We start from the raw sequence: 19,945 nt of genomic DNA on the forward strand, positions 1-19,945 counted from the left end.
GTCGGCCCGTGCGCCGGATCGATCTCGGCGACGCTGCCACCCGGATGCTCGGCAGCCGCAGCCAGCGGCGCCGGACTGTTCGGCATGCCTCTGCGCTGCCCCCGCGAAGGCGAGTACGGCGGCGGAAAACCGGTGGACGCCTTCGGGATACTGGCCAACATGGCCGTCACTCAGCAACTCGCCCGCATACCGGCGGAGTACCTCGCCTCCTGCCGCCAGGCGGCCGGCACGTCACCCGTGGGCGATCCTCGGTGGGACCCTCCGGCGGCCGACGTTCTGGACCTGGACTGGGCGCCGTTCCTGATCGAGCGGGTCTGCGAGCTGGGAGGCCTTGACGACGTTCACCGGAATGCTCTCCGGCTGGCTCTCGAAGGCGACACCGCGATCGACCTCGCCTTCCTGCATACGCATCCGCACGACATCGCCCCCTTCGGACCGAAGCCCACGGCCCTCTCCGCGGCGCAGGTGGCTCAAGTCGCCGAAGTGGTCGAGCGGATCGACTTTCCGGCCCTCCTGGCCACCCTGCCGGAAGACGAGTCAGAGGCCGCCTCCCTGATCGGCGAGGGCGCGGAGGGGATCGTCGGTGGCGTCAGGAGGTACGTACGGGAGCACTTCGACGCACTCCGCGCGTTCTACCGTGCCGCATCGCAGCGGCAGTTTCTCGTGGTGCTCTGGTGGGACTGACCGACCCCCCTTGCCGGGCCTCGACGACGGCGACGCGTGCCGGCCGGCCGCCGAGGCCCCCGGTCACTCCGCAGCCGTGAATACGTGCTCGGCCGGCGGGCCCACCAGCAGTCCCGGCCCCGCCGCGAGCGCTTCGGTCAGGTGTGGGCTCGACAGATGCGCCTCGAAGGAAGCGCGGTCCTCCCACTCCTCGAACACCAGCCACGCGCTTGCGTCTTCGGGGTGGACGTACGCCTGGTAGCTGATGTTGCCCGGCTCGGCCCGCGACGGCGCGACCAGCGACAGAGCCTGCTCACGCACCTTCTCCTCAGCGCCAGGGGCAGCCTTGAGCAGAGCGATCGCGGTGACCTTGGGCATCAAACGCTCCATTTCGATTCGCATCCTCCGGGACGCGCGAGTCTATGCCCGCACGCGGTGCGCCACAACGCGTCGCCCTTCCCACCCGAGCCACCCGCGCCGCTGCCACCGCACTCCCAAGTGCCGCGTGACGAGCGGCCTTTCCGACTGTGCCGACGACACGCTCACCGTCGTTCGCCGGTGACGGCACCGGCCTTGGCAACGCCCTCCCCGCCCAGCGCCGAGGGCGTGGGATAGGGGCGCTCTACGGGGAACAGCCGAGGCGCCTTGGCCGCGTGTCCGCTCTGTATGAGTGCCGATGCCTTCCGAACCTTGGGGGTGAGGTCGGTGAGGCTGACGATCCAGTCGTCGTTGAACGTACGGATCAGGTGACGGCCGATGCCGACCTGGATGCTGTAGTGGTTCAGTGCCGCTCCGCGCGGCGAGCGCTCCGGGTCCCACTGGACGTGGACGGCCGCCTGGGCCACCGCTGCCGGGTCGGCGGTCGTCAGAACGGCCTGGGACAGGGCCTCCTCCCAGCCCTCCCGAGTGATCCGCACGGCGAGGACCCGTTCCTGGCCGGGCTTGCGGGCCCAGTTGCTGCGGTGCATCAGCCACATGAACGACGGCTTGATCCACGTCATGCGCTGGAACGAGAACGGCGCGACGAACCGGCCCGCCCGCAGTGCCGCGTCAGCGATGGCAGGCGCGTACGCCTGGTAGACCACGATCGTGCGAGCGTCGTAGTCGGCACGGATCTGATACTGGGGCGTCATACTCGGCACCCTGCCATCCGACACCCTGACGCGACGAGCCGATTTCCCCGTGGCACCCGGCCAGGGGCCGGTGCAGGCGGGCGATCAGCGGACTCCTTCGGCGACCGGTACGAGGCGTGTGATGCTGGCTGCGTGACTGATCAGCGTGAGGTTGCCATCGTTCGCTGGCCCGGCCGGCGTCCGTCCGTCGAGGCCGGGCCGGCCGCGTTGTTGGCGAGCTACCACCTGCGGACCGAGGCCGAGAAGGGCGCGGCCGTCGCCGACGTGAGCGGCTTGCCGGACCGCTACCGGGCGGAAGTCCTGGACCCGAGGACGGCGTTCGCGGACGCGGTCGTCCTGGTGGCGCTCAGCGGGGACACCGCCGTCGGCTGCCTGGTGGTGACCGCTCCCGTCGGCGGGCGGTCGGAGATCAAGCGGCTCTGGACCGACCCGGCCTTCAGGAGCAAGGGCATCGCGTCCGGACTGGTCGGCGCCGCACTCGCGCTTTCCGCGGAGAACGGCGTCCGCACGGTACGGCTGTCGGTGTGGAAGTGGCGGGCAGACGCCATCGCGCTGTACGAGCGGCTCGGCTTCGCCGTCGCCGAATCGTGGGACGAGCGGGATCAACTGGTGTGCATGGAACGTGCCGTGTGAGGGGCCGTGCCCACTCTTCTGGTGATCCTGTACCAGGCAACCGCGCAGGCAGGCGCGATCCCGCCGGGGGCCGAGGCGATCGGCCCCCGGGTGATCCCGGTCGTCCGGCGCAGCAGCGGTCCGGCTCGAACCGTCGGCCGCCGCCGAGCCGGTCATCGTCGGCGCCCGGATCCGCTGTCGCCTCAGGCAGCGGCCAGTGCGCGCCGGAGCGTGCCGATGGCCAGCTCGATCGCCGCCTCGGCGGCGTGGGTGCCGCGCAGGGCGTTGAGCATCACGAAGTCGTGGATGACGCCCTGGTAGCGGACGGCCGTGACCGGCACTCCGGCGGCGCGCAGCTTGTTGGCGTACGCCTCGCCCTCGTCCCGCAGCACGTCGGCCTCGGCGGTGATGACCAGGGCGGGCGGCAGCCCGGCCAGCTGCTCGGTGGCGGCCCGCAGCGGGGAGGCGGTGATCTCCGCCCGCGCGGTCTCGTCGCCCGTGTACTGGTCCCAGAACCACTGCATGCCGTCGCGGCGCAGGAAGTAGCCCTCGGCGAACTGGTGGTAGGAGCCGGTGTCGAACGAGGCGTCGGTGACCGGGTAGAAGAGCACCTGCTGGACCAGCGGCAGGCCGCCGCGCTCCTTGGCCATGAGGGTCAGCGCGGCGCTCATGTTGCCGCCGACCGAGTCTCCCGCCACCGCGATCCGTGACGCGTCCAGGCCGCGGGCGGCGCCCTCGGTGACGATCCAGCGGGCGACCGTCCAGTTCTGCTCGATGGCCACCGGGTAGCGGTGCTCGGGTGACAGGTCGTACTCCGGGAACACCACGGCCGCGCCGGTACCGACGGCGAGTTCGCGTACCAGGCGGTCGTGCGTGTGGGCGTTGCCGAACACCCAGCCCGCACCGTGGATGTAGACGATGACCGGGAGCGGGCCCGCGGCCCCGGCAGGGCGCACGAGGCGGGCCCGGACCTCACCGGTGGGGCCGCCGGGCACGGACACCCACTCCTCGTCCACGGCGGGGAGGTCGACCGGGCCGGACTGCACCTCGTCGACCGCCTTGCGGCCCTCGGCCGGCGGGAGCTGGAAGAGGAACGGCGGCTTCGACGTGGCCTGGGCGAACTCGGCCGCGGCCGGCTCCAGGACCGGGGGAACGGGCGTGTACGGATTCGGCTCGGTCATGAACAGGCCTCTCACTCGGAACGGGCGCGCCACGGCATTCATACGACCACGGGACGCGGCACGCGCAGCAGGGCTGCGGCAGCCATTCCGCAAGCTAGCCGCGTTCGAGCGGTGCGGGTCGCCCTCGGTGCACGGATCCGGTCCCGCGCGCAGAGCCCGCGTACGGCGATCCGCAGCCACCCGAGCGAGCCGGCGAAAGCCTTCAACACTCCTGAAAGGGAGGCGAGTTCATGCTGCCGGCGAACCCGCAACGCTGCACGCCGGAAGGCCGGCCGAAGCGTTGCGGCACGCGTTGAACGACTCCTCAGCGCCGAGCGACGTGATGGGCAAATCACCCGAAAAGGGGATTCCTCCCCCGCTTCGTGACCTGTCGGGTATACCGTCCGGGGCGCCGGACGCCGGCCCGCCCACCGCGCCGCCTACGGGCTTCCAGGCCTCCGATCACGCGGAGGAGGAGAGCTGTTCGCGCACCCAAGCGGGATCGGGGTTGGTGTGCGGCCGGCCCGCCACGACGACGGTCGGCACGGTCTCGTTGCCGTCGTTGGCCGCCCTCACCGCCGCGGCTCCTTCCGGGTCGTTCCAGATGTTGACCCAATGGAGCCGGCGGGCGCGACGCCCCAGTCGCATCCGCAGGCGCATGCAGTACGCGCAGCCCGGACGCCAGTAGACGACCGGCCGGCCGTCGGCCGCGCTGCGGCGTCGCGCCTCCCGGGCGCCGATCGACCGCGGGAAGATCAGGGGCGAGTTGACGCCGGCGAGCAGCAGGAACGCCAGGAGCGTTGCCGCGCCCGCCCCGAGGTTCCCCTTGGACACCATTCCGGTCGCCACGACCGAGCCGCAGAGCACGAGCAGTATCGGCAGGATCCAGGCACGCATCATGGACGCAGGCTACCGACGAGTCGAACTGTTCATCGGACCGGCCCGCTCGCGGGGCTTCCGGACACGCCGCCCCGGCCTCGAACCCGCCTCGCCGCCTCCTTGAGCAGCAGCAGGGCGGCGGCCGGTGCCGAGGGGCCCGAGGTGCGGATGGCCAGCGAGGCGCCCGCGCGGCGCACTGCGTCGAGGCGGAGGTGCTGGACACCGGCGAGGGCACGGACGAAGGGTCGGTACGGAGGGGCCACGAGGGTCGGGAGAGGAGCGGCGGCCGTGAGGTCGGCGGCGGCGCGGGCGGCCTGTTCCCCGACGAGGCGCCCGAGTGCCGGGCCGGGCCGGGTGAGGTCCGCGCCGTGGCGGGCGACCGCGTCGGCGGGGACGCCGTGGCGGCCCGCCCGTACGTCCTCGGGCAGGTCCTCCAGGAAGTCGATGCGCTGCATGGCGCGGATGAGCAGGTGGCAGCCTTCCGTGAACGCCGCCCGCTCGGACGCGTCCTCGGGCGCGAGGAGGCAGGCCGTGAGCATCAGCGCGGGAAGCGAGTACTCCCGTACGTACCGCTCCAGTTCCCGGTCGTCGGCGATGGTGCGCCAGGCGACCTCGCGCTCGCAGCCCCGGAGGAAGTCGTCCACGTGGGCGCGCACGTCGGGATGGCACTCGGCGGTGCGGGCCAGGCAGCGCAGGACGGGCAGGTCGGATGTGCCGTCGGCGAGGGCCGCGCGTACGAGGCCGTCCCATTCGGCGAGCGCGGCCTTCCGTTCCTCCGGGGTGCCGCGGTCGATCCGGTCGTCGGTCTCGTGCATGAACGCGACGGCGGCGACGACGTGCGGAAGCAGGGCGGCGGGGAGCAGGGTCCGCGCCGCCGCGTACTCGGCCGCCGCGAACCTCCGTACCGCCCGTCGCTGTTCGGTGTAGTCCCGCCGCAGCCGCGGTTCCCGCACCCCGGCCCGGTCGAGGGCCCGCTTCCACATGCCGGTCTCCAGTCGTCTCGTCGTCGGCTGTGAGCCTACGGCTCCGGGGGCGGAAACCCGGAGGCGCCCCCGGCCCCCCGTCTGTGAGAATCGCGGCGATGCGCGAAGGGTTCCAAGGTGGGGGATGAACGAGGTCGACGACGTCTTCGAGACGCACGTGACGGTGCGGTGCCGGGACGAGGGTGAGCTGGGCCGCCTCGGTGCCTGGGCTGCGGACCGGGATCTGAAGGTCACCACGATCGTCCTCGCGCGTGGCAGCTCCCGGGTCCAGCCGATGCTGACGCTGCGCGGCCGGGCGGGGCATCCGGCGGTGGTGTCCGGGCTGCGGGAGGCCGGTTTCGAGCCGGCGCGGGTCAAGGTGGAGACGGTGCCGTGGAGCACGGAGCCCGCGGGGCCCGGCGGGGGTTACTACGAGCACCACGTCAAGCTGGCGCTGCCCGCCGCGTACGACCGGGCGGCACTGGAGGAGCTCGTCGTGCCGCACGGCGCCCACGTGTCGTGGAACGCGCGCCGGGTCCTGGGGCCGGGTGGGCGGCACGAGCGTTTCGTGACCCGGCGGCACCCGGGGCCGGCGGACGCGGCCGGGCGCGCCTGCGACGCGCTGATCGGCGTGCTGGTCGCCGCCGGGTACGAGCCGGTGGCGGAGGAGAGGGAGTTCGTGGTCTCCGACAGCGACCTGTCGTGGGACGAGGGCTGGCTGGAGGAGGCCGTATGACCGAGAAGCAGTGGGCGCCGTCCATACCGGACGGGCCGGACAGCACCACGGAACCCGCCGCCGAGCGGATCCACCGCAAGGACGACCCGCCGTACACCCTGACCGCGGGGATCGGCGAGGCCGCCTTGCGGCACCGGGTGTTCGATCCCGCGCTCAAGCACTTCGACGAGGCCTTCCGGCCCAGCGACGGGGTCGTCGAGGACCCGGAGCTGCGCGCCCGCTGGCAGGCGGCCCGGCGCGCGGCACTGGACCTCGTCCTCGCCGCCGTCGCCGGGTCCCCGTGGGCGGGCTCCCTCGTGCTGCGCGGCAGCATGCTGATGGGGGCCTGGTTCGGCGACGCCGCCCGCGCCCCGAAGGACATCGACTTCGTCGTCGTCCCGGAGACCTGGCGCATCGAGGAGCCCCGGACCCGCACGATGCTCGACGGCATCGCCGCGTCTGCCGAGCGCCTCGCCGAGGAGCGCGGCACGGGCCTGTCGGTCTCGGCGGCGGGAGCCGTGTCCGAGTACATCTGGACGTACGAGCGGGTGCCCGGTAACCGCCTGGTCCTGCCGTGGACGGCCCCCGGGCTCCCCGGCGGCCAGGTCCAGCTCGACTTCGTCTTCAACGAGCGCCTCCCGACGCCGCCCCGCCCTGCCGAGGTCGCGGGTGTCCGTCTGCAGGCCGCGGACCGCGAGCTGTCCTTGGCCTGGAAGCTGATGTGGCTGAGCTGCGACATGTACCCGCAGGCCAAGGACCTGTACGACGCGGTCCTCCTCGCGGAGAGCTGCACCCTGCCCCTCGCCCTCCTGGAGACCGTGCTGCGCGAGGCGGACGAGTGGCCCGGCCATCCGGACGAGCCGCTGAACCCCGCCATGTTCGAGAACGCCGTCCGCGAGCTCGACTGGACGGGCTTCGACGACTCCCACCCGCACACCGATGCCGCCCGGCACGACCTCGGCACCCGTCTGCTGGCCGCCTTGGCTCCGGTGCTGGGGACGGCCTAGGTGTATTGACCACGAGCGTTGTTGACAGCCTTATTCGTACTGCACGCTCGCACTCGAGCATGGTCAGCCGGGGGGCGACCGTGAGTGGTGGATCAGATCCATGTCCGTGGGGCGGCCCGCTGTAGTCGCCACAGGACACCCGACTGCGCCTGCAGCCCCGCGAATGGTCAGGTAGGTGAAGAGCGCCCCCGGGCCGGGGGCCAGCACACTCGCATAGAGGTTGGATGCGCCGGCGGTCGCCGCCACCGCATCGCTGTGGGAGGGATCCCCCGTCACCACGACGGTCGAACCCGGCCGTCCTGCGTTGACCTTCGCAGACTGGGCCGCGGAACACGCGGCGGAGTTCGTCCGGCAGGACGACCACCGATCGAGGCTTCCGTCACGGAGGGCTGGAACCGCACCGGCATACGTGAAGCGAACGTCGTGCCCACCGTCACACCGGGCGGGGTCCTGCTGTCCGCCACCTCGTTCTGCGCGGGTTGCGGCTGCTGCCACTTCGACTGGAACGAGACCCGCATCGACGGCCCCGACCGGCCCCCGCACGCCAGGTTCCACAACGCCCGTGGCGCACCCGACTGTCGGCGACGCCGTAACCCCGCACCGCGCTCTCGATCACGCACGTCCTCGCTCCGCTAACAGCCGTCGCACTGAACCATCGACGGCACATGGCGAGAGCGCCCGCATGCAGGTGCGCCGGCACGGCCATGCACGCGGCGATCCGGCCGGAGGACGCTCAGCCTTGCGTTTCGTCGGGTGCGGCACGGTCCCGCGCCGACCAGGCACGCGCATCCTGTCCGTAGCGGTGGAGGAATCGTGCGAACTGCAGGCGGTCCTCGCTCTGCCAGTGCGCGGTGATCTCTTCGAAGGCGTGGCGCTGCGCTTGAGCGTAACTCCGGCGTGCCGACTCTCCTTCGTCGGTGAGTTCGAGCAGGGTGCTGCGCCCGTCCCGCTGGGAGGCGATGCGCCGCACCAGGCCGTCCGATATGCACGCGGCGATGGCGCGGCTCGCGACGGGCTGGGCAACTCCCATCTCCTCGGCCACGCCGCCCACTGTGACCCGGCCGGCCGCTTCCCCGATCACATTGAGAACGATGTTGCGGGTCAGGTCCCCGCGCCCGCCGCCCACCCGCCGGCGCAAGCGGGACAACGCCGGCCCGACGTTGTCGAGCAGTTCTTCGTCGTCGACGGGCACGGGCTGGTTCTGACTGGTCACCCTCACAATCTACGACACACCAGATCGACATGCGCAGCGCATGTATATGACTTAAGGTATGGATTGTTGGATTGGTTCACCGAAGCGAGGCGCGATCATGAGCACCACCGCCATCACCGGCGCAAAGGTCTTCGACGGAGAGAAGCCCCTCGGCGTCAGTACCGTCGTGATCGAAGGAAGCCGGATCGTCCAGGTCGGCGGCGACGCCCCGGCCGGGGCCCGGATCGTCGACGGAACCGGAGCGACGCTGCTGCCGGGCCTGATCGACGCACACGTCCATACCGACCGCGACGGTCTCGCGCTGGCACTGAAGTTCGGCGTCACTACGGAGCTGGAGATGCAGGGCGCGAACACCCGCGACCGCCGCGGCGCGATCAACCAGGACGACTCGGTCGCCGACGTCCGCTCCTCCGGCTTCGCGCTCACCCCGCCCGGCGGGCACCCCAGCGAGCTCTTCCCCCCGGACTTCCACCCGGGCAGACCGACCGGCGGCGGCGAGGGGGGAGGCGGGGGCGGCGGGCACCGGGGCGAGCCGCCCTACCACCCCGACGCCACCAGCCCCGAGGCCGCAGCGGCATCCATCCCGCAGCTGCTCGCGCACGGCTCGGACTACATCAAGTTCATGATCGATGACGGCAGCGTCGAGGGGCACCCGGGCCTGCCGATGCTCGACCAGGCCACCTTGAACGCCGGTGTCGCGGCAGCGAAGAAGCACGGCGTGCTGACCGTCGCCCACGCACTGACCATCGACGCCACCCGCATGGCCCTCGAGGCTGGCATCGACGGCCTGGTCCACCTGTTCGTCGAACCGCCCACCGACGAGATCATCACCATGATCAAGGACGCCGGGGTGTTCATCGTGCCCTGCACCGTGCTGAACGCCTCCATGATGGGCATCACCGGCGACCGGCTCGCCGACGACCCGCGCGTGGCCTCCCGCCTGGACACCGCCTGGGACACCACGCTGCGCTCCTGCTTCGGCCACTACCCCCAGGGCAAGCTCCAGGACGTCCTGGACAGCGTCAAGGCCCTCGCCGACGCCGGGGTCGACCTGCTGGTGGGCACCGACGTCTCCCAGCCCATGCCGTTCCTCGGCGGCCTCGCCCACGGCGCCAGCGTCCACCACGAACTCCAGCACCTCGTGGCAGCCGGCCTGACCCCCGCAGCCGCACTGCGCGCCGCCACCGCCACCACCGCCCGCCGCTTCCACCTCTCCGACCGCGGCCGCATCGCCGAGGGCCTGCGCGCCGACCTGCTCCTGGTAGACGGCGACCCCACCACCACCATCACCGACACCCTCAACACTCGCGCCATCTGGCGTCGCGGCACCCACCTGGCCGCCTGAACTCCGCTGAAGGTGCAGGGCCGGGCCCCAACGGTCCCGGCCCTGCACCTTCTCCGGCCTCTTCCCCACTCTCACTCAGCGAGGTGACTGCACCATGCCCGCACACCGCATCGATGTCCACGCCCACTACTTCGGCGGCGCCGTCGCCGCCCAGGCCGCCAAACAGCCCTCACCCGGCAACCGCGCCCCGTGGAGCGCCGAAGCCACGCTGGAAGCCATGGAGCGTACTGAAACCGCCGTCCAGATCCTGTCGGTTCCCTTCACCCCTCAGGGCGGCAGCGAGGCGAAGGGCTTGGCTCGCCGCATCAACGAGGACCTGGCCCATCTGATCGGCCGGCATCCCCAGCGGTTCGGTGCCCTGGCCTGCCTTCCGGGCGACGACCCGGATGCCATGCTCGATGAACTCGCGTACGCGCTGGACGTCCTGCGCTTGGACGGCGTCGCCCTGACCTCCAACGTCGCGGGCCGCTACCTCGGCAACCCCTGGTGGCAGCCCCTCCTGGCCGAACTGGACCGCCGCGCCGTCCCGGTCCTGGTGCACCCGACGAGCTGCCCCCACGCCACCGAGCTTGCGCTGGGCCGCCACCCATCGGTGATCGAGTACCCCTTCGACACGGCCCGCACCATCACCGACGCCCTGTTCGCCGGCGTCTTCCACCGCCACCCCGACCTGAACTTGATCCTGCCCCACCTGGGCGGCCCGCTTCCCGCCTTGGCCTGGCGCATCGCCGAATGCGCCGCCATGCCCGGCGCCCACGACCCCGCCACCGTCACTCCCGAGCACGTCACCGATGTCCTGGCCACCCTCTACTACGACACCGCCATGGGCGGCAGCCCCCACGCACTCCTTCCCGCCCTCCAGGTCACCAGCACCGACCACCTACTGTTCGGCACCGACGCAGGCGCCGCCCCGGCCACCACCATCGACCGCGCCATCACCGCATTGACCACCACCCTGCAGGGCAACGGCCTTAACGCCATCGAACATGCCAACGCCCTTCGCCTCTTCCCCCGCCTTGCCGCCCGCTGACAGCAACCGGTTCGACGCACTACAACGACAGGGGAGCTCGTGCCCCACCCCAATGCCCGGTCACTCCTGATGTGGGCGTGACATTTGACGACAGAACCTAGCGGTCATCTCATTCGGCCGGGTCGGTGGGCTGTGGGCCGTGGTGGGGACCGAAGCCTCCACCGGCCACGGTTCTCAACGGCTCAGCGTCGCCACTCGTAGGCACCGGGCGAGGTCTCCGCAGCCTCCTGAGGCCAGGCGGCACGGACACGGTGCAGCCGTTCGACGTGCTCATCGGCCCATCCGCCGGCCAGGCGCACGGGGACACGGACGGATGTCCCCGATGCGGCCAGGTCCTCCACCACGCACACGGCAGCCCCCTGCCGACCGGACGGCTCGAACCGGATCTCGGGGTTGCGCCCGTCATCCATCCAGACGGCATCACGCCCGGCTGCGAGCTCTCCCAGGACCCGTGACCAGCTGTCCAAGTCCTCCGGAGCCAGACACACATCGAGACGTCCGTGGGCGAACCCGCTCGTGACGACGAGCTCCGCATCGAGGTGGTCGTGCAAGGTCAACACCCCGGGCATCGTCCGGCCCAGAACACGAACCTCAAGACTGCTCTCCCCATCGGCCAGACGGATGAGATCCACAGTGCCGCCCCCGGCCACGCCCGCTCCCCGCTCTCGCGTCGACTCTCGCCATCCTGCACGCGCATCAGCACTCGGCCGCGCAGGGGCATCGCGTGAGGAGTTCTTGGCCATCCTTCTCATGGCATGAGCCGGTTCTGCTGTACGTCGAAGCAGATCAGACCCATGGACTCCGCGACGGCCGCAGCGTAGGCGGACGCCTCCTCGGCCATGCTCCACCGCATGGGGAAGTAGATCAGCGGACCGCTGGCCTCGCGGATCAGCGGACCGGTCGACCAGGGCGAGGTGTCCTCCTCGTCCTCGGTGAGGTCGCACCACCGTTCAAGCAGCGCGGCCACATATGCCGCGATGCGCTCGGACGGAGGTTCTTCCGCCTCGCTGTCGATGTAGCGGTCGTACAGGTCGTCGAAGACCCGGCTGGCGGTCTTGTCATCCGCTGGCCTATCGCCTTCCCAGACAGCAAGGTCGTAGCTCATGCCTGGACGCTCTCATGCCGCTCTGACAGCCATGAGAAACGACGTCTTGGGGCGTGGAAGCTGCTGCAGGCACACGTCAGCACGTGAGGCGCCGGCAGCCGGCGCACGGACCGGCCCACCATCCGCCCGCCACCCCACCGACAGCGGTGACCAGGGCGACCAGCCAACCGGGGATGCGCTGCACGGTCAGGCTCATTCCACCGAGGCGGAGTTCGAACGCGGGACGAGTTTCCGGATTCGGGATCATGGCTGCCTCTCGTGAGGTGGTGCGCTTCCACGCTTGGAAAGGTGGGTTGCCTCGATTCCAGCGGCCTTGACGGAACGGTAACAAGAACGCTCGCGCTCACGAATTCACGATCTCCGAATGCGGCAGAGGCGAAGCGGCTCCCCTCGCGCCGCCGCCCACGCATCCGCCGAGCGGCCGTCAGGAACCCGGCTGGGCTCGTCGGGACGAGGCCCGGATGCGGAAGCGGGAGGTGGTCAGGACCGGGCCTCGGCTCGGTTCGCCGGCGATGCGGGCCTGGAGGAGGTCGAGGAGGGCCAGCGTCGTTTCCGGGGCGTGGAGTTCGATCGACGAGATCGCGGGGCGGCTGTGCCGGGTGTGTTCGGAGTCGGAGGCCGCGGCGAGCATCGTGCGGTCGGGCACGCTGACGCCGCGCGCCGTCAGGCCCGCCAGGACACCGGCCGCCTGGCGACCGGTGTGGCACAGGATCGCGTCCGGGACGCCGTCGTCGACGATCGCGTGGGCGACGCTCTCGCCGCCCCGTTCGCCGGCGCGTTCGGCCGACGCGTAGACGCGCGGGGTGAGTCCGGAACTCTCGCACCAGCCGCGGTACATCGCCTCGCCGTCGATGTTCCAGGCGTTGGGGTCGGTGCCGCGCACCAGCGCGATCGACCGGGCGCCGTTGGCGGCGAAGTGCTCGTAGATGCGCCGGAGGCTCACGTGCTCGTCCTCGGTGGCCCAGTCGGTGAACTCGGGGCGGCTCGGGTCGCGTCCCAGCGTGACGTACGGGATCCCGCGCCGTTCGAGGAGGGCGACGACCGGGTCGTCGACGTGCGGCATCGTCACGATGTAGCCGTCGAGCGAGAGGGCGAGCGGAGGTGTCGGGCGTCTGGTCGGGTCGGGTACGAGCATCACGCTGAGGCCGCGGTCCATCGCCTGGGCCGAGACGGCGCCGATGTAGCGGGTGAACACGTCGACGCCCTGCGGCGCGTACTCGCCCAGGGAGTCCAGTGAGCGCAGCACCAGCCCGATCGCCCCGACCGACGCCCGCCGCAGGCCGCGCGCGAGGGCGTCGGCCTGGTAGTCCATCTCCTCGGCGACGGCCCGGACGCGCAGCCGCGTGGCCTCGCTCAGCGTCCCGGTGCCGTTGAGCGCCATCGATACCGCCGCGACGGAGACCCCCGCGCGCTGGGCTACGTCGCGGATGGTGACGCCCTTCGACCTGGCCACGGCGACCTCCTGGTGGAGCGGAAAGCGACATCGGGAAGACCGTTGTATTAAACGTTTTACCTACCTAGCGTGTCGCGCATCCCTCCCTGTGATGGGCCTCACAAGGCAAAGGTCTCCAAGCAAGATGAAGCTGCACATACTGCGCTCGACCACCCCCGATCCACGCGAGCGCGGCCGAGAGATCGGCACGCGGTACGCGGACCGGGTGCGTGACGTCAGCGCCCGCTACCTGGCGCACTTCGAGGTGCTGGGCATCCCCGACGCCACCGTCCGCGAAGTCGCCGCCGCGAGCCGGGACGCGCTGCGCGACTGGTACCCGGAACTGGCCGAGGAGTCGGACGGGATCGCCGAGGCGGCGGGGATCGAGCCGTGGCAGGCGGCCGCGGTCGGCGCGCGGACCGAAGTGCTCGCCGCCGCGCCCGTACCGGGGACGGGTGAGTGCACGACCGCCGTGTACGCGCCGCCCGCCGGCGGTCCGCCGGAGACGATCCAGACCTGGGACTGGCACGACTCGCTCACCCCGGACGGTCTCCTGCTGTCCCTCGTGACCTGCACGGGTCGCCGGGTGAAGCTGTTCACCGAGTTCGGCACGGCCGCGAAGATCGGGGTGAACGACGCCGGCCTCGGCCTGCACTTCAACATCCTGAGGCACCGCTCCGACAGCGCCGCCGGCGGCGTGCCCGTGCACGCGGTCGCGCGTCGCGTCCTGGAGGAGGCGACGACGGTGGCGGAGGCCCGTGACCTCGTCGCCTCCGCGAAGGTGGGCGCGTCCACGGTGCTGACCGTCGCCGCCTACCGGGACGGCCGGGCGGAGGCGGCCTCCATCGAGATGTCGCCGTCCGGACTCGCCGTGCTGGAGCCCGGTGCCGACGGCTGGCTCCTCCACACGAACCACTTCCTCGACGCCGGCCTCGCCGACGGTGACCTCAGCGTCCCGGAGACGGTGTCGGTCGAGCGGTACGAGCACGCCCGCGCCGTACGCGGCGGCATGACCGGCCGGTCCGCGCAGGAGCGCGCGGCGGCCTTCTGCGGCGGGGACGGGGCCGCCGCGGTCGTGTGCGTCCGCGCCGATCCGTCCCAGCCGGGCCACGAGCGGTGGGGCACCTTGCTCACCGTCTCCCTCGACCTCCCCGGCTTCGCCCTCGCGTACCGGGCCGGCACCCCCGACACCGCGGCCCGCGAGGGCCTCGACCACTTCTGAGGAACCCCCATGGACGACATGCACGACATGCACGGAACGGACGACATGCACGGCACGGACGACAGGGTTGTCAGGGACGACGACGTGACCACACCCGCTCAGCTCTACCGCAACGCCCGCTTCTTCACGTCCGATCGCCGCCCCTGGGCCGAGGCCCTCGTGGTGGTGGGCGACCGGATCGCCTACGTCGGCGACGAGGCCACGGCCGCCCGCGTGGCCGGGGCGGACGCCCTGGTCCACGACCTCGACGGCGCGACCGTCCTGCCCGGGTTCGTCGACGGCCACGCCCACGTGGTCGGCACCGGCGAGGCCGCGGCCCAGGTCGACCTCTGGGGCGCCGGCTCGGTGGAGGAGATCCAGCGGCGCATCGACGCGTGGGCGCGCGAGCACCCGGACGCTCCGCGCGTGCTCGCCACCGGCTGGAAGCACGGCGACTTCCCCGGCGGGTCCCCCGACCGCGGCATGCTCGACGCCGTCGTCGCCGACCGGCCCGTATACGCGCAGGCGTACGACTTCCACTCGATCTGGCTGAACACGGCGGCCCTCGACGAGGTCGGCATCGACGCGGCCACCGCGTCGCCGCCGGGCGGCACGGTCCACCGCGACGCGCACGGCGCGGCGACCGGCCTCGTGGACGAGACCGCGATGCACCGCCTCGTATGGCCGGTGCTCGACGGCTTCACCACCGGAGCCGACCGGGACCGGGCCCTCGCGGTCGCCCTCGCCGCGTACGCCGAGTCCGGCGTCGTCGGCTCGACCGACATGGCGATGAACGAGGACGACTACGCGGCGATGCGCCGTGCCGACGCGGCGGGAGCCCTCACCACCCGCATCGGCGCGTTCTGGCGCGTCCAGCCGACCGGCGACGAGGCGAGGAACCTGGCCCAGGTAGCGCGCGTCGTCGAGCTCGCCGCCCGCCATTCGACGCCGTTCCTGCGGGTGACCGGCATCAAGGTCATGGTCGACGGCACCGTCGACGGGTGTACGGCGTCCCTCGGCAAGCCCTACGTCGACGGCGGCAACGCCGACCCGATCTGGAGCCTCGCCGAACTCGCCCCCGTGGTGGCCGCCGCGGACGCGGCCGGCCTGCAGGTCGCCATGCACGCCATCGGCGACGAGGCCGTCCGCGTCGCGATCGGCGCCGTCGAGCACGCCGTCACGCTCAACGGCCCCAAGGAGCGCCGCCACCGCATCGAGCACCTGGAGGTCGTCACCCCGGAGGACATCGACCGGCTGGCCGCGCTCGGCATCACGGCGAGCATGCAGCCCGTGCACGCCGATCCGGCCATACAGGAGAACTGGCGCCGCGTCCTCGGCGACGAGCGCGTGGACCGCGGCTTCCCGTGGCCCGAGATGACCGAGGCCGGCGCCACGCTCGTGCTCGGCACGGACTCCCCCACCTCGCCGCACGCCCCGCTGCCCAACATGTTCGTCGCGGCGACCCGGCGCTCGGCGCTGGACCCGTCGCTGCCCGCCAACATCGCCCGTTACGCGCTGCCGCTCGCCGAGGCGATCGTGCACGCCACGCGCGACGCCGCCTGGGCGAGCCGCTCCGAGCACCTGCACGGACGCCTCGCGGAAGGGCTCTACGCCGACTTCGTCGTGCTCGACCGGGACGTCTTCTCCCGGCCGCTGGAGGAGCTGCTGGACACGCGCGTGCTGCGGACGGTCGTCGGCGGCCGCGCCGTCCATCAGGTACGGCCGGAGGTGGAGCGATGAGCGACGCGACCCTGGCGGCGCCCGCGGCGCCGGAGGAGCGGAACGGGGCGAAGGGGGTGACGGGGGTGAAGGAAGGCAAGCCGGGGAAGCGGCCCGTCGCGGCGATCGCGCGGTTCGTCGCCGTGCGCGTCGCGGGTCTCGCCGTGACCCTGCTGATCGCGAGCATGGTCGTCTTCGGAGCGCTCTACGCCGCTCCCGGCAGCCCGCTCACGTACCTCACGCACGGGCGCACCATGAGCCCCGAGGCGATCGCCTCGATCAAGGCCGAGTACCACCTGGACGACTCCGTCTGGCAGCAGTACCTCCGGTGGCTGGGCGGTGTGCTGCGGGGCGACTTCGGCACCTCGATCATCTACAACCAGCCGGTGTCCACGCTGGTCGGCGGCCGTGCCTCGGCGACCACGCTGCTCGTCGTCATGGCCGCGGTGATCGTCCTGGTGCTGGGGCTGGCCATCGGCACGCTCGCGGGCCTCAAGCCCGGCTGGGTGTCCCGTTCGGCCATGGCCGGCGCGACGGGCGTCATGGCCGTGCCGACCTTCGTCGGAGCCGTGGTGCTGATCCTCGTCTTCGCCGTCGGCCTCGAGTGGTTCCCGGTCTTCGGCGCCGGCAGCGGCGGACTCGACCGGATCCACCACCTGACCCTCCCGGCGCTGGCGCTCGCCCTCGCCTCCGTCGCGTTCGTCGCGCGGCTCGCCCAGACCGCCGTGCGGGCGGAGCTGTCCGCCGACCACGTGCAGACGGCGATCAGCCGCGGACTGCCGCGCCGCGCCGTCGTGCGCCGGCACGTCATGCGCAACGCGGCGATGCCCGTGCTCACCGTCGCCGGGCTCACGATCGCGGGCCTGATCGCCGGAAGCGTCGTCGTGGAGCAGGTCTTCCAGCTCGGCGGGCTCGGTCAGTTCCTCGTCAACTCGGTCCAGCAGAAGGACTTCCCCGTCGTCCAGGCGATCTGCCTGGTGTACGTGGCCGCCTTCATCGTGCTGAACACCCTCATCGACATCGCCTACACACTGCTCGACCCGCGCGTGTCGATCGGGAAGAAGGACTCATGAGCGCGACAGCGACCGTACGCCGCTCCGGAACCCGGAAGGCCTCCGCCCGGCGCTCCCCCGGCACCCGAGGCATCGGCGTGTCCGGCTGGGTGGCGCTCGCCCTCCTCGGGTGCGTCGTCGCCTGCGCGCTCCTCGCGCCGGCCGTCTCGCCCCAGGACCCGAACGCCATCGACTTCTCCGGCGCCTACCAGGGCGCGAGCGGTACGCACCCGCTGGGCACCGACGCGAACGGCCGGGACCTGCTCTCCCGGCTCGTCACCGGCTCCCGCACCGCGTTGACCGGCCCGTTCCTCGTCGTGGTGATCTCGACGGTGCTCGGCACGGTCCTGGCGCTCGCGGCCGTGTGGTTCGGCGGCTGGTTCGACCAGCTGGTGGTGCGGGTCGTCGACGCCGTGTTCGCCTTCCCGGGCCTGCTGCTCGCGATCCTGGCGACCGCCCTGTTCGGCTCCGGCCTGCCGGCCGCGGTCGTGGCGCTGGCCATCGCCTACGTCCCGTACATCGCGCGGATCGTACGGAGCGCGGCGCTGCGCGAACGCAACCTGCCCTACATCGCGGCGCTGCGGGTCCAGGGCGTGCCCGGGCTGCGGATCGCGCTGCGGCACATCCTGCCCAACGTGAGCGGCCTGATCGTCGCCAACGCGACGCTCGCCTTCGGGTTCGCGCTGATGGACCTGGCCGGTCTCTCCTTCATCGGCCTCGGGGTGCAGCCGCCCACCGCGGACTGGGGCGCAATGGTCGGCACCGGCATGGCCGGTGCGCTGCAGCAGCACCCGCAGGAGGCGCTGTACGCCGGCGCCCTCGTCGTCATCACGGTCGGTGCCGTCAACCTGCTCGGCGACCGGCTCACGGAGCGCTGGGAGGCACGCTCGTGAACGCTCTGCTCGAAGTCGAGGACCTGACGGTCCGGCTGCCGGTCGCGGGCGAGCCGCGCACCGTGCTGCGGGACGTGTCCTTCTCGCTCGACGCCGGAAAGACCCTCGGCCTGGTCGGCGAGTCCGGTTCGGGCAAGTCGATGACCGTACGCGCCCTCGCGCGGCTGCTCCCGGACGGCGCGGAGGTCCGGGGCGGGGTCCGCTTCGACGGCTCCGAGGTGTTCGACCTGCGGTCCGAGGCGCTGCGGTCCTACCGGGCGAACGACGTCGCGATGATCTTCCAGGACGCGCGGGCCCACACCAACCCGGTGCGGACGATCGGCGACTTCCTCACCGAGGCGCTGCGCCTCAACGCCGGGATGCCGAAGGCCGCAGCCCGCGGGCGCGCGCGGGAGCTGCTCGCCCAGGTCGGGATCTCCGACCCGGAACGCCGGCTGGGCCAGTACCCGCACGAGCTCTCGGGCGGCCTGCTGCAACGGGTGATGATCGCCGCCGCGGTCGCCGCCCGGCCCCGGCTCATCCTGGCGGACGAGCCGACGACCGCGCTCGACGTCACCACCCAGGCGGAGGTGATGGCGGTCCTGCGGCGCATGCAGCGGGAGTACGGGATGGCGATGCTCTTCATCACGCACGACCTGGAGCTCGCCGGCGCCGTCTGCGACGAGACCATCGTGCTGTACGCGGGGCAGGTGATGGAGCGGCAGGCCTCGCGGCGCCTGCACGAGGACCCGCTCCACCCGTACACCGCCGCCCTGCTGCGCGCGCGCCCCGAGATCGACCGCCGCGTCGAGCGGCTGCCCGCGATCGGCGGTCATCCCACCACCGCCTACGAGGCGCCGGACGGCTGCGCCTTCGCCCCGCGCTGCCCGTTCGCCGAGGACCGGTGCCGGGAGGGTGTGCCGCCCCTGCTGCGGATCGGGGAGGGCGACACCGGGTGCGTCCGGATGCCCGGGCTGCGCGGCCGGATGGTGCCGCGGCCGTCCGTCGTCAGCGCTTCGAACGAGGAGGCCCAGCGATGACCGAACCCCTGCTCGTGGTCGAGCGCCTGACCAAGACCTTCGGCCACGGGCCCGACCGGGCGACCGCGGTAGCCGACGTGAGCTTCTCGCTGGCCGCGGGCGGATCCCTCGGCATCGTCGGGGAGTCCGGCTCCGGGAAGACGACCACGGCCCGCATGATCATCGGTCTGGAGCGCCCTTCCGGCGGCCGCATCACGGTGCGGGGCGAGGACCGCACCCAGCCGGCGCGTTCCGCCCGCGTCCGGCGCCGGCGGGGCCGGGACATCCAGATCGTGTTCCAGGATCCGTACACCTCGCTCGACCGCCGCCAGCGCGTCGGCGACTGCCTCGCGGAGGTCGTCGGCGTGCACGCCCGGCTCGGCCGCGAGGGGACCGCGCGGCGGGTGGCCGAACTCGCCGAGCTCGTCGGACTCGACGACCGGCAGCTCGCGGCGCTGCCGAGGTCCCTGTCCGGAGGCCAGCGTCAGCGCGTCGCCATCGCCCGCGCGCTCGCCGCCGATCCGGACGTCCTCATCCTCGACGAGGCCGTGTCCGCGCTGGACGTCTCGATCCAGGCGCAGATCCTCAACCTGCTCTCCGACATCCGGCGCGAGCGCGGGGTGAGCTACCTGTTCATCAGCCACGACCTCGCCGTCATCCGCCAGGTCACCGACGACACGATCGTCATGCGTCATGGCGCCGTCGTCGAGCAGGGGCCCACCGCCGACGTGCTCGACCATCCCCGGCACGCCTACACCCGCCTGCTGCGCGACAGCGTCCCGCGCACCGGGTGGGACCCCGAATCCCTCACCGCCCGATCCTGACC

The 19,945-nt window shown here is 72.1% G+C and carries 21 protein-coding genes; 12 read left to right on the plus strand and 9 right to left on the minus strand.

The window, feature by feature from the left end; translation table 11 throughout:
• Positions 1-159: 159 nt before the first annotated feature.
• On the plus strand, positions 160-684 hold the full coding sequence (locus ABD981_RS38015) for a DUF1877 family protein (protein ID WP_046909768.1): 525 nt from the start codon (positions 160-162) through the stop codon (positions 682-684).
• Between the two features lie 63 nt (positions 685-747).
• Here the strand turns inward: ABD981_RS38015 and ABD981_RS38020 are convergent, their stop codons facing one another.
• Positions 748-1,041, minus strand: a complete 294-nt coding sequence (locus ABD981_RS38020; RefSeq protein ID WP_046909767.1) for a putative quinol monooxygenase — start codon at positions 1,039-1,041, stop codon at positions 748-750.
• Between the two features lie 164 nt (positions 1,042-1,205).
• Positions 1,206-1,796, minus strand: a complete 591-nt coding sequence (locus tag ABD981_RS38025) for a DUF4291 domain-containing protein (RefSeq protein ID WP_046909728.1) — start codon at positions 1,794-1,796, stop codon at positions 1,206-1,208.
• A 132-nt stretch (positions 1,797-1,928) separates the two neighbouring features.
• Between ABD981_RS38025 and ABD981_RS38030 the strand changes: the two genes are divergently transcribed.
• Positions 1,929-2,429: a GNAT family N-acetyltransferase gene (locus ABD981_RS38030; RefSeq protein ID WP_046909727.1), complete on the plus strand. Its 501-nt coding sequence runs from the start codon at positions 1,929-1,931 to the stop codon at positions 2,427-2,429.
• 182 nt (positions 2,430-2,611) lie between these two features.
• On the opposite strand, the gene ABD981_RS38035 is transcribed toward ABD981_RS38030, so the two are convergent.
• From ABD981_RS38035 to ABD981_RS38045, 3 genes are all read right to left on the minus strand, one after another.
• Positions 2,612-3,589 carry an alpha/beta hydrolase gene (locus tag ABD981_RS38035; RefSeq protein ID WP_046909726.1) on the minus strand — a complete coding sequence of 326 codons (978 nt, stop codon included), beginning with the start codon at positions 3,587-3,589 and terminating at the stop codon, positions 2,612-2,614.
• Positions 3,590-4,030: 441 nt separating this feature from the next.
• Complete coding sequence (locus tag ABD981_RS38040; protein WP_046909725.1) at positions 4,031-4,468, minus strand: glutaredoxin domain-containing protein; 438 nt, start codon at positions 4,466-4,468, stop codon at positions 4,031-4,033.
• 29 nt (positions 4,469-4,497) lie between these two features.
• Positions 4,498-5,430, minus strand: a complete 933-nt coding sequence (locus ABD981_RS38045) for a phytoene/squalene synthase family protein (protein WP_046909724.1) — start codon at positions 5,428-5,430, stop codon at positions 4,498-4,500.
• A gap of 124 nt (positions 5,431-5,554) precedes the next feature.
• Between ABD981_RS38045 and ABD981_RS38050 the strand changes: the two genes are divergently transcribed.
• Together ABD981_RS38050 and ABD981_RS38055 are read left to right on the plus strand one after the other, a co-directional pair.
• Positions 5,555-6,145, plus strand: a complete 591-nt coding sequence (locus ABD981_RS38050) for a hypothetical protein (RefSeq protein WP_046909723.1) — start codon at positions 5,555-5,557, stop codon at positions 6,143-6,145.
• Entirely contained in the window at positions 6,142-7,131 is a 990-nt protein-coding gene (locus ABD981_RS38055) for a nucleotidyl transferase AbiEii/AbiGii toxin family protein (RefSeq protein ID WP_123954799.1), read from the plus strand. Before ABD981_RS38050 ends, ABD981_RS38055 begins: the two co-directional genes overlap by 4 nt.
• Before the next feature lie 733 nt (positions 7,132-7,864).
• On the opposite strand, the gene ABD981_RS38060 is transcribed toward ABD981_RS38055, so the two are convergent.
• A complete protein-coding gene (locus tag ABD981_RS38060) occupies positions 7,865-8,344 on the minus strand; it encodes a MarR family winged helix-turn-helix transcriptional regulator (protein WP_046909765.1) in 480 nt (159 codons plus the stop codon).
• Positions 8,345-8,441: 97 nt separating this feature from the next.
• On the opposite strand from ABD981_RS38060, the gene ABD981_RS38065 reads away from it, so the two are divergent.
• A complete protein-coding gene (locus ABD981_RS38065) occupies positions 8,442-9,689 on the plus strand; it encodes an amidohydrolase family protein (protein WP_046909722.1) in 1,248 nt (415 codons plus the stop codon).
• A 94-nt stretch (positions 9,690-9,783) separates the two neighbouring features.
• Positions 9,784-10,719: an amidohydrolase family protein gene (locus ABD981_RS38070; protein ID WP_046909721.1), complete on the plus strand. Its 936-nt coding sequence runs from the start codon at positions 9,784-9,786 to the stop codon at positions 10,717-10,719.
• A gap of 182 nt (positions 10,720-10,901) precedes the next feature.
• On the opposite strand, the gene ABD981_RS38075 is transcribed toward ABD981_RS38070, so the two are convergent.
• The 3 genes from ABD981_RS38075 to ABD981_RS38085 all read right to left on the minus strand — a co-directional run bounded on the left by ABD981_RS38075 (position 10,902) and on the right by ABD981_RS38085 (position 13,277).
• A complete protein-coding gene (locus ABD981_RS38075) occupies positions 10,902-11,351 on the minus strand; it encodes a DUF5959 family protein (protein ID WP_240495342.1) in 450 nt (149 codons plus the stop codon).
• Positions 11,352-11,467: 116 nt separating this feature from the next.
• Positions 11,468-11,824: a hypothetical protein gene (locus ABD981_RS38080; RefSeq protein WP_046909719.1), complete on the minus strand. Its 357-nt coding sequence runs from the start codon at positions 11,822-11,824 to the stop codon at positions 11,468-11,470.
• Positions 11,825-12,248: 424 nt separating this feature from the next.
• Complete coding sequence (locus tag ABD981_RS38085) at positions 12,249-13,277, minus strand: LacI family DNA-binding transcriptional regulator (RefSeq protein ID WP_046909718.1); 1,029 nt, start codon at positions 13,275-13,277, stop codon at positions 12,249-12,251.
• Positions 13,278-13,401: 124 nt separating this feature from the next.
• Here ABD981_RS38085 and ABD981_RS38090 point away from each other — a divergent pair, with 124 nt between their 5' ends.
• Genes ABD981_RS38090 through ABD981_RS38115 form a run of 6 tightly spaced genes read left to right on the plus strand, consistent with a single transcriptional unit; the run spans position 13,402 to position 19,943 of the window.
• The gene (locus ABD981_RS38090) at positions 13,402-14,478 is read left to right on the plus strand and encodes a C45 family autoproteolytic acyltransferase/hydrolase (RefSeq protein WP_046909717.1); all 1,077 of its coding nucleotides are present in this window, start codon (positions 13,402-13,404) and stop codon (positions 14,476-14,478) included.
• Between the two features lie 9 nt (positions 14,479-14,487).
• Positions 14,488-16,197 (plus strand): amidohydrolase, encoded by a 1,710-nt coding sequence (locus tag ABD981_RS38095; protein WP_240495341.1) that lies wholly within the window; start codon positions 14,488-14,490, stop codon positions 16,195-16,197.
• Entirely contained in the window at positions 16,194-17,249 is a 1,056-nt protein-coding gene (locus tag ABD981_RS38100) for an ABC transporter permease (protein ID WP_123954798.1), read from the plus strand. The genes ABD981_RS38095 and ABD981_RS38100 overlap by 4 nt, the downstream gene beginning before the upstream one ends.
• Complete coding sequence (locus ABD981_RS38105) at positions 17,246-18,121, plus strand: ABC transporter permease (RefSeq protein ID WP_046909716.1); 876 nt, start codon at positions 17,246-17,248, stop codon at positions 18,119-18,121. Before ABD981_RS38100 ends, ABD981_RS38105 begins: the two co-directional genes overlap by 4 nt.
• Positions 18,118-19,140: an ABC transporter ATP-binding protein gene (locus ABD981_RS38110; RefSeq protein ID WP_046909715.1), complete on the plus strand. Its 1,023-nt coding sequence runs from the start codon at positions 18,118-18,120 to the stop codon at positions 19,138-19,140. The genes ABD981_RS38105 and ABD981_RS38110 overlap by 4 nt, the downstream gene beginning before the upstream one ends.
• Complete coding sequence (locus tag ABD981_RS38115; RefSeq protein ID WP_046909714.1) at positions 19,137-19,943, plus strand: ABC transporter ATP-binding protein; 807 nt, start codon at positions 19,137-19,139, stop codon at positions 19,941-19,943. Before ABD981_RS38110 ends, ABD981_RS38115 begins: the two co-directional genes overlap by 4 nt.
• Positions 19,944-19,945 lie beyond the last annotated feature (2 nt).

Source organism: Streptomyces showdoensis (assembly GCF_039535475.1).
Taxonomy (GTDB): Bacteria; Actinomycetota; Actinomycetes; order Streptomycetales; family Streptomycetaceae; genus Streptomyces; species Streptomyces showdoensis.